General features: G+C 68.4%; 1 protein-coding gene and 1 pseudogene. Both read left to right on the forward strand.

Annotated elements, in window-relative coordinates; genetic code table 11:
* On the forward strand, window positions 1-2378 hold a 2378-nt coding region (locus tag QOD90_RS14310), incomplete at its 5' end, for a xanthine dehydrogenase family protein molybdopterin-binding subunit (RefSeq protein ID WP_526350761.1).
* An 11-nt stretch (window positions 2379-2389) separates the two neighbouring features.
* Window positions 2390-2693: pseudogene (locus QOD90_RS14315) on the forward strand (guanine deaminase); the annotation flags it as partial.

The raw sequence follows: 2693 nt of genomic DNA on the forward strand, positions 1-2693 counted from the left end.
AGGGCAACCTCTGCCGTTGCACCGGGTACCGCGGTATCCGCGACGCTCTGGTGGGCAAGGTGAACGTCGACTCGGATGCGATCGACAGCGATGACAAGGTCTTCGGTCGCTCGCTGCCCGCACCGGCCGGTCCGGCGATCGTCACCGGCACGGAGAAGTACACGCTCGACGTCGCGATCGACGGGCTACTCCACATGTCGGTGCTCCCAAGCCCGCACGCGCACGCGCGGATCACGGGCATCGACTCCAGCGCCGCGGAGGCGATGCCAGGAGTGGTGGCCGTTCTGACCCATCGGGACAGTCCGCCGGTGCGTTTCTCCACCGGTCGGCACATGTCGCGGCTCGACGACCCCGACGACACCGTGATCCTCGACGACGTCGTGCGCTACCGCGGGCAGCGCGTGGCCGCAGTGGTGGCCGAGACGAAACAGCTTGCGGACCAAGCGGTTCAGATGCTGGAGGTGTCCTACGAGCCGTTGCCTGCGGTATTCGATCCAGAGCTGGCCGACACCCCGGGCGCACCGCTGGTACACGGCGACAAGTCGGCGGCCGAGGCGCGGCTGAGCGACCCGGCCCGGAACCTGGTGGCCGAACTGCACGGCGGTACCGGCGATGTCGAGGCAGGCATTGCCGCCGCCGAAGCCGCTGCGGGAGCGGTGGTGCGCGGCCGGTGGCACAGTCAGCGCGTCCAGCACGTCCACCTCGAGACGCACGCGTCCATCGGCTGGCTCGACGAGTCGGGCAGGATCGTGCTGCGCACCAGCTCGCAGGTGCCGTTCCTGGTCCGCGACGAGGTGGCGCGCATCTTCGGGTTGGGCGCCGAGGACGTCCGCGTGTTCACGGCTCGCGTCGGCGGTGGATTCGGCGGCAAGCAGGAGATGCTCACCGAGGACATCGTCGCCCTCGCCGTGCGCACGACTGGGCGTCCGGTCCAGTACGAGCTCACCCGCAGTGACCAGTTCACCGTCGTGCCGTGCAGGCACCCCATGCGGGTCGACGTCGTGGCCGCAGCCGCAGCGGACGGAACATTGACCGCGCTGTCGGTCGACGTGCTGTCCGACACGGGGGCGTACGGCAATCATGGCCCGGGCGTGATGTTCCACGGCTGCGGCGAGTCGGTGGCGATCTACCGCTGCGCGAACAAGCGTGTGGACGCTCGAGCGGTGTACACCAACAACATTCCGTCGGGAGCGTTTCGCGGCTACGGCCTTGGACAGGTCGCGTGGGCCGTCGAAAGCGCCATGGACGACCTGGCCGCGCGACTGCACATCGATCCTTTCGAGTTCCGGCGCCGCAACGTCGTCGTGCCGGGGGATCCGTTCGTTGCCGCGCACGTCGAGGGCGACGATCTGCAGTACGGCGGAAGCTATGGGCTTGACCAGTGCCTCGACATCGTCGAGGACGCGCTTGCCCTCACGAGCGACGTGCCCGTGCCCGACGGTCCACAGTGGCGATTCGGGGACGGCATGGCGATCGGCATGATCGCGACGATCCCGCCGCGCGGCCACACCTCGACGACGTCGGTCTCACTCGAGACCGACGGAACGTACGCATTGCACGTCGGCACCGCCGAATTCGGCAACGGGACGACGACGGCGTTCCAGCAGATCGCCTCGGAGATTCTCGGGACGACGCCGTCGCGGCTGCGCATGAAGCAATCCGACACGGACACAGCTCGTTTCGACACCGGCGCATTCGGATCGACCGGAACCACCGTGACCGGCAAGGCGTTGGCCGTGGCGCTCGAATTGCTCCGCAACAAGATCCTGACGGCGGCGAGGGCGATCTCCGGAGCTCCGCCGCTGGAATCCGTACTGCGGCCCGACGGCGTCCTCTGCGGCGATCGGCTGGTGACGTTCGCCGACATCGTCGCGGCCAACGGTGGGCCCGTGACGGCGGAGGGCGACTCGGCGGGCCTGGTCCGTTCGGTCGCGTTCAACGTCCACGCGACCCGGGTGGCGGTCGACGAGCGCACGGGAGAGGTGCGGATCCTGCGTTCGGTGCACGCCTGTGATGCGGGGCGGGTAATCAACCCCGAGCAGCTGCGCGGTCAAGTCGAAGGTGGTGTCGCGCAGGGGTACGGCACCGCCCTCTACGAGGAGATGCTCAGCGACGGCGAGGGCACGATCACCACGGATGCCCTTCGCAACTACCACATCCCGCAGATCGCCGACGTCCCGCCGACGGAGGTCTACTTCGCCGACACCGAGGACGCGCTCGGCCCGCTCGGTGCCAAGTCGATGAGCGAGGCGCCCTACAACCCCGTCGCTCCGGCGGTCGCCAACGCCATCGCGCGCGCCACCGGGGCACGCGTCTACGAGTTGCCGATGAACCCCGTACGCGTGTGGCGCGCAATGCATCCGGAGAATGCCCGGTGAGCGGATGGCCAATGGCGAAGCAGGTGCATTTCGGCCATGTGTACCACGTCGCGGGCACGCCGTCGGTCACCGAGGCCGCCGACGCGCTGGTGTCCATCCCCGACGGCGCACTGGTCGTCGGTGACGACGGCACGATCGAGTACTGCGGCGAAAGTGGCTCGCTTCCAGCACCTTTCACCGCATATCCGAGGTACCACCACGGCGGCGGCTTCCTTCTGCCCGGCTTCGTCGACACCCACATCCACTTCCCCCAGACGTATGCGGGCGATTCGTACGGCGGCGGCCAGCTCCTTGACTGGCTGAACCTCTGCATCT

The sequence above is a fragment of the Mycobacterium sp. genome, assembly GCF_032161845.1.
Taxonomy (GTDB): domain Bacteria; phylum Actinomycetota; class Actinomycetes; order Mycobacteriales; family Mycobacteriaceae; genus Mycobacterium.